The organism is Bacteroidota bacterium (assembly GCA_018831055.1).
Lineage (GTDB): Bacteria > Bacteroidota > Bacteroidia > Bacteroidales > B18-G4 > M55B132.
Window position 1 is genome coordinate 1 of the sequence record JAHJRE010000025.1, and the last position, 6,488, is coordinate 6,488.

Genomic DNA, 6,488 nt, shown 5'->3' on the forward strand with positions numbered 1-6,488 from the left:
ACTTTTTTACCGATGGAATCTACGAGGGTGAATTCAGCTTCAGGAAAAACGATAGCAAGAGGGATACCGGGGAAACCGCCACCGGTTCCGGCATCCATGATACGGCTTCCCTGAGAAAAGCCAATGATCCTGGCAATGCTAAGGGAATGGAGGACATGCCTTTCCATCAGGCTGTCAATGTCTTTCCTGGATACTACATTGATCCTGGCATTCCAATACCGGTAAAGATCTTCAAGCTTTCCCATTTGGTCGACCATTTTTCCGGTTAAATCCGGGAAATATTTCCTAATCTTTTCCATGCTGCAATTTATAAAATCCTTTAAACAATGAATTGTTAAAATCTCAGTTTTGAATTCTGCAACTTGCAACAATCTATTTATATTTTTGTAGGCTCTTAAGCAGATAGTAATGAATATATTTTCCGGTAATACATTATTTCTCATGATGTTATTCTTCCTGCCCGGTTTAACCGCCAGCGGGCAACGGGATCCTGTTACCGAAAAATATATTGAAACTTACAAGGACATTGCCATACAGAAGATGCAGGAATACCGCATTCCGGCCAGCATCACACTCGCACAGGGAGTTCTGGAATCAGGAAGCGGCACCAGTGATTTGGCACGAAAGGCCAACAATCATTTTGGTATCAAGTGTCATTCCTGGAATGGGAGAAAGTTTTATCAGGATGACGATGCAAAAAACGAATGTTTCCGGAAATACCGCACTGCGGAAGAATCATTCCGCGACCACTCTCTCTTTTTAACCCAGCGCAGCCGTTATGCCTCTTTATTTGATCTGGAGATCACCGATTACAAAGCCTGGGCTCACGGATTAAAAAAGGCCGGTTATGCTACAAATCCAAAATACCCGCAATTGTTGATACGCATTATAGAAGAATACCAGTTATATGCATATGACCGGGACGCCGAACCCATTATCCTGACTAAAAAATCACCCAGGAAAGCTACGGAAGCGACCAATGGGACTGTAACGGCTGCACCCGATCCTGCGGTTTCGGAATTCCCGGTCCAGCCATCCAAGATAGTTATTCAAACAGGTCCTGGAGGACGGGCCATTTACAGCAATAACGGAGTAAAATTTATTTATGCTGAAGAGGGTGACAATTTCTCAACCATTGCTGAGGATTTCAACATTTATTCCTGGCAGGTATATCGTTATAACGATCTGGACAAAAAAGAAAAGATCCATACCAACCAGATCATTTATTTAGAAAAGAAGAAAAACAAAGCCCAGAAGGACTTTCACGAGGTTACACCAGGGGAAACCATGCACAAAATATCCCAGCTTTATGCCATCAGGCTGAAAACTCTCTACAAGAAAAACAACATGGAAGAAGGAAGCGAGCCTGTTACCGGTCAGAAAATCAAACTGCGTTAATTCAAATTTTTCTTAAAAGTTCCCGAATCAGGACAATCAGATCATCCTCTGCCACAGCGGCAGTTTCAAGCAGATCTTTCAAACATATTGGTTTTAAGTTGTCGGGATCACATTCATCCGTAATCACGCTGATGGCTGCACAGGGAAGTTTCATATGGTTGGCAACAATCACTTCAGGAACTGTCGACATCCCTACCACATCGGCACCTATGGTTCTCAGGTAACGGTATTCAGCCCTGGTTTCAAGGTTGGGGCCGGCCACGGCAACATAAACCCCTTTATGCAGCGTGATATTATTCTCAGCGGCAATCTGTATCAGTTGATCATTTAATTGTTGGGAGTATGGCTCAGACATATCCGGAAACCTGGGTCCCAGTTCATCATAATTATGCCCGATCAGTGGATTATCAGGAAGAAGGTTAATATGATCGTCAAGCAGCATTAATGTTCCTTTTTTAAACTCCGGATTCATCGATCCTCCGGCATTTGATATCAACAGACGCTGTATGCCCAGTAATTTCATTACCCGGATTGGAAACGTGATCTGTTTAAGCGTATAACCCTCGTAATAGTGAAACCTACCGTGCATGGCAATAACCTGTTTCCCTTCCATCTTTCCGTACAACAGAGTCCCATTGTGGAATTCCACCGTAGAAACAGGGAAATGTGGTATTTCACTGTAGTGGATACTTTGTTCCACATGGAGATGCTTTACCATTTTCCCCAATCCCGTCCCCAGGATGATTCCTGTGTCGGGATATACAATTCCCCTGCTTTTTAAATAAGTTAGCGCTTCGTAAATCTTTTCCATCCCTGCAATATTTAAACTGGCGCCGAAAATAATAAAAAAATCGTGGTTCATTCCTGTCCAAAGAACAAAATATTACTAATCAACAATATATCAGATTTAAAGAAGTTATCCTGAAAAATATTTTATCCGTAAATTTTCAATATTTTTGTGCTCTCAAAGCGAGTAAAAACATTAATTCTATAAAGTTATGGCACAGATCAACAGAAAAATGCTTTTTTTGATCCTCATGACTCTTATCATAGGCATGGGAATTACAGGATGCAAGAGCAAAAAGAAACTTGCCCAGGAGCAGGCAGCCATCGAATATGCACAAAAAATGGAACAGGCCCGCCAAAACCTGCAGGCCATTCTGAACAACGATGGATCGCTGACACTGGAAGAAAGGGAAAAGCTACTTAGGGAAACGAAAGCCATGAACATTGATGACCCTGAATTGCTTATGATGCTTCGTGATGCGGAGCAAATGCTCAAAAACGAAAGGGCTGAACTGGCCAGGAAAAAAGAAAGCGAAGAAATCAAGGAGGTCGTGCTTACCAGGGAACAACAGCTTGAAAAATATTTCTCTGAAATTTCAGGAGCACAGAGTACAGATCTCGCCAACCGCAAGATCAATGATGCACTGGGATTATTCGCCACTCCGGATGCCCCGGTACTTATCATCATCAGCCAATCCGGCTCGATGAAGGATTATGACCGTCCTACTACCATAAAAGACTACCTCAATTACCTGAAAGATCAAAAAAAGAACATCAATGCCGTTGAAACCATTTCCCTGGATGAAAGTGGCAGGATTGTTGAATTGGAATTAATTAAAAAATAATCGGAAAAATATGAAACGTATTGCATATATCCTGGTTTTACTATTTGCTTTATCATACAGCAGTTCCCTGATGTCACAGGATGTAATCAGTCCTGAAAGAAAAAGAGCCATCGACAGTCTCGCAATGGAAAAGATCAGAGACCTGGGGAAATACATCAGCATCATTGGCAGCAAGGAAACCCCGTTCTCTGAAGCCAAACGTGTAATAGAAAGAACCCTTGAACTTTTCGTGGATGACGCACAGATGGGAGTATCTTCGCTTTACCGGGAAGAAGTAAAATACTATCCGGTGAAAGAATACCTTGAACGTCTGATGCTTCTCAACTACGACCAGGTTACCATAAAATGGTACAATATTCAATACATCAGTGATCTGGAACTTCAGCCTGACGGGCGCTATGTGGGTGTAATTACCATATACCAGCGATTTGAAGGCACATCCGACGACGGACTGGTTTACATGGATACGACCAAGAAAGACATTACGGTGTACGTTGAAAGAAAAGAAACCCAGATCGGCGGCCGTTTGATTGGATTCTGGGATGTGCTGCTCGGAGACATCCGGGTGGTGGAGACCATAAAATAGACCATAACGCTAATTTTTCTCTTACATGTTCAGACTCACTGCCTTGCTCATTGCGGCCATGGCTTTTACAACCGTGTCCTTTTCCCAGAGTATCGGTGACTACATCGGTGACGAAAGCGCCATGTATGCCGAAACCAAACAGGTGAACCAGTTTTTCAGGCGCTTTAACGGAGAGGAAGACGTTAAAGGGGAAAGGTATTACCCAAAAGACAGTGAATACCGAAGTTACAAGCTTAGAAAGAAATATCTGCCCATTCTCTTCGACATGGAGTCGGGCTGGGTGAAACCCGAATTAAGGGAGGAGTTCATCGAACACGTCAACGGCAAGAAGGAATCTCTTTTCCTGGATTTCCATGGCGGAGAATGGTTTGCAGAATTGAAAACACTGTTTTATTATCAGGGAGTGGAAAAGGAACTCACGCTTTACCTGGAGTTGCAGCAGGAAAAAGTAGGCTCCAAATGGGTGATCTCCCATGTCTTCTTCCCTCCCTTCCAGGATGTACTGAAAAAGACCGACACCAGCGTCTTTAACGACAGTAAATTTCTGCATCCGCTAAGTCACGAACTGGGATTTATGAATATTTTCAGGGTTTTTAACGATTCAGACAGCCTGGAGTATTATCTGAGACGTGACTACAATCCCGATTATCTAAGCCTCTTCCTGTATGAAATTAAAAAGGGAAACCTACGGTTTAAAACAGTAACCACAGTCCGTTTTCATTTTTTCCAGGTTAGCGGCTGGTATTTTGAACTATCCTACTTTAACCGGCCGGGATATAACACAGGATGGCTTATATCCAACCTCCTGAAAATAAATAATAACGACGAAGAAGTATTGAAGAAATACATATACCATGAACAATGAGTTTTACAAAATCCTGCAGTTTTTAATCGTAATACTGCTTATAGCAACCGTAAACAAAGGTTTTACCCAGGAAGCAAACAACGACAGTATTGCCAAACAAAAGATGGAAACACTCGAGCAGCAGGTTACACAGCTCATAGGGTTTCTGGAATATTCCATGAATACCTTGGGTACTAAGTCAACCCCGGCACGGGAAAAAGAAACCATCATCCAGGAAAGCTACCGGAAAATATTTGCCAACGACAAAGTACAGATTGAAGATGATCTCGACGACAAAAGAGAAGCTATTGTGAACAAAGATGTACAGGCTTATCTGAAAGACATAAACTTCTTTTTCCGTGATGCTGCTTTCACTCTGAACATTAATAAGATCACGCCACAATACAATGAACACGGAGGCCTTTTCTTCATTGCCGATATCGACCGACACCTCGAAGCAGTAACTGTTTCGGGTGATACAATGGATAACTCGCTACAGAGGTTCATTGAGTTCAATTACGATGAGGTCAACCAGGATCTGAAAATTGCCAGCATCTATACCACCAAGCTGAATGAAAACGAAGAAATGAGTTACTGGTGGAATAATCTGCCGGAATCCTGGAAAATTGCCCTGGGAAAATCCAGGATCATAAATGATTCACTCACATTGGCCGGCATTGCAGGATTCACCGATTCGGCAATTCTCATTAGCCGAAAAATACTGGCATCTTCTCTGATGCAAAAGGATCAAACAGATACATCGGGCATATCTCTGCCTGCAGTGCTTATTATCACGGATACCATTCCTTTCAATACCGATAAGATCTTCTATCTCGTCAGGCAGATTCTCAATCTTACCGAGATCAGTGTAGAAAAGGATACTGCTATCTTTGACCTTCAACCCCTTTCCCAACTTCGTAACCTGAAAAAAATCAACTGTTCTTATACAGGTATACAGGATCTTACGCCCATCCGCAATCTCAGTCAGCTTGAAGTTATCGACTGCAGCCATACTAAAGTCAGTGACTTTTCAGTCCTCCGTTTTTCCGGCAAGCTTCGCGACCTTGATGCCGGATACACTGCTGTTTCAGATCTGGCAGCATTTTCAGCGTTCACGGAACTGGAGAGATTAAATCTCGACAGCAATAATATTGTCGATCTAAGCCCGCTTTCTTCCTTGACAAAGATCCGGGATCTGCGCTTCAGGGGCACCTGGGTGGATAATCTTTTACCGCTTTCAGGGATGTCAAGTCTGACTATCCTGGATTGTTCCGAAACCAGGGTTGCAAGCCTTGAGCCTTTAAAAAACCTGACCACTCTGGAACGGTTGTATTGTTCGTCAACCAGGATCTCGGACCTTTCTCCATTATCAGGACTAAGCAGTCTTAAAAGCCTGAATATTGACAATACACCGGTATCATCACTGGATCCTTTAAACAATCTCAGTGAATTAGAAAAAATCTACTGCGACAATACAGGCATTTCAGGAAAAGTTGCCGGTATATTCATGGAAAAACATCCACAGGTTCTTGTAATATATGAATCCCAAACTCTGATTAACTGGTGGAATGAACTGACGCCGGAGTGGCAAAATGTCTTTGCATCATACATACAAATTGACCCTACCCCTACCAAGGAGCAGCTGCATGAGATTGCTAACCTCACACAAATCAGTATTCAAAACAAGCAAAACCTGAAGGATCTTGAGCCGTTAAAAAAACTGGAAAAACTCGAATCATTGGATATATCATTCACCATTATTGATAACCTGGCACCACTGAACGACCTTGTTGACCTGAAAAAACTCAATTGCAAACAATCCAGGATTAAAGACCTGAGTCCCCTCGAAGACCTTATCAATCTGGAATCACTGGATATTTCCGTAACAGCAATCAGCAACATAGAACCTCTTCGTAACCTGAACAACCTGCAGGTTTTAACAATGGACGAAACAGCGGTCGCCGACCTGGAACCTCTTTCAGGAAGCCGGATGATCAGGCTGGTTTATTGTGATCAGACACCGATAGGA

The 6,488-nt window shown here is 42.7% G+C and carries 7 protein-coding genes; 5 read left to right on the plus strand and 2 right to left on the minus strand.

Features of this window, described 5'->3' with window-relative positions:
- The coding region (locus KKA81_01795; protein MBU2649642.1) for a class I SAM-dependent methyltransferase at positions 1–299 on the minus strand (299 nt) is incomplete at its 3' end.
- A gap of 109 nt (positions 300–408) precedes the next feature.
- Here KKA81_01795 and KKA81_01800 point away from each other — a divergent pair.
- Entirely contained in the window at positions 409–1,398 is a 990-nt protein-coding gene (locus KKA81_01800) for a glucosaminidase domain-containing protein (protein ID MBU2649643.1), read from the plus strand.
- Position 1,399: 1 nt separating this feature from the next.
- On the opposite strand, the gene KKA81_01805 is transcribed toward KKA81_01800, so the two are convergent.
- Complete coding sequence (locus tag KKA81_01805) at positions 1,400–2,209, minus strand: purine-nucleoside phosphorylase (protein ID MBU2649644.1); 810 nt, start codon at positions 2,207–2,209, stop codon at positions 1,400–1,402.
- Between the two features lie 187 nt (positions 2,210–2,396).
- On the opposite strand from KKA81_01805, the gene KKA81_01810 reads away from it, so the two are divergent.
- The 4 genes from KKA81_01810 to KKA81_01825 all read left to right on the plus strand — a co-directional run.
- Positions 2,397–3,029, plus strand: a complete 633-nt coding sequence (locus KKA81_01810) for a hypothetical protein (protein ID MBU2649645.1) — start codon at positions 2,397–2,399, stop codon at positions 3,027–3,029.
- Between the two features lie 10 nt (positions 3,030–3,039).
- Positions 3,040–3,615, plus strand: a complete 576-nt coding sequence (locus tag KKA81_01815; protein MBU2649646.1) for a hypothetical protein — start codon at positions 3,040–3,042, stop codon at positions 3,613–3,615.
- A 58-nt stretch (positions 3,616–3,673) separates the two neighbouring features.
- Positions 3,674–4,480 carry a hypothetical protein gene (locus KKA81_01820; GenBank protein ID MBU2649647.1) on the plus strand — a complete coding sequence of 269 codons (807 nt, stop codon included), beginning with the start codon at positions 3,674–3,676 and terminating at the stop codon, positions 4,478–4,480.
- A partial coding sequence (locus tag KKA81_01825) for a leucine-rich repeat domain-containing protein (GenBank protein MBU2649648.1) occupies positions 4,470–6,488 on the plus strand: 2,019 nt, incomplete at its 3' end. The genes KKA81_01820 and KKA81_01825, both read left to right, overlap by 11 nt.